The sequence below is a fragment of the Amycolatopsis sp. SID8362 genome (assembly GCF_010550475.1).
Classification (GTDB): Bacteria; Actinomycetota; Actinomycetes; order Mycobacteriales; family Pseudonocardiaceae; genus Amycolatopsis; species Amycolatopsis eburnea.
On sequence record NZ_JAAGNB010001698.1, the window covers coordinates 1 to 540 of the forward strand.

1 pseudogene is annotated in these 540 nt (G+C 76.7%); it reads right to left on the bottom strand.

What is annotated here, in order from left to right:
* Window positions 1–540 (bottom strand): annotated as a pseudogene (locus G3I65_RS52025) (SARP family transcriptional regulator); the annotation flags it as partial.

The window sequence follows — 540 nt, forward strand, 5'->3', positions numbered from 1 at the left end:
CGGGTCGCCGCGCAGCTCGTCGACCAGCTCGCCGATGCTGGCGACGCCGGTGTTCGCCGCGGCGATCCGCAGCGCGAGCGGGTGGTGGCCGCAGAGCCGGGCCAGCTCGGCCGCGGCTTCGGGCTCGGCGCTGGTCCGGTCGCCGAGCAACGCGTACAGCAGCGCCTGCGAGTCGTCTTCGCGCAGCTGAGCCAGCCCCAGCGACCGCGCGCCGGTGCGGGCGACCAGCTCGTCGAGGCGGTGGCGGCTGGTCACCAGCACCCGCCCCGACGACGGCAGCAGCGGCAGCACCTGCGCGGCGTCGCGGGCGTTGTCCAGCACGACGAGCGCCTGCCGGTCGGCCAGCAGCGAGCGGTAGAGCTTGCTCTGGTCGTCCACGCCCGGCGGCACGTCCCGCAGGTCGACGCCGAGGGTGCGCAGCAGCTGCGCGAGCGCGGCGGCCGGGGTGAGCGGCTCGTCGTCGGCGTCGAACCCGCGCAGGTTCACGTACAGCTGGCCGTCCGGGTAGCGCGCCCGCGCGGTGTGGGCCCAGTGCACGGC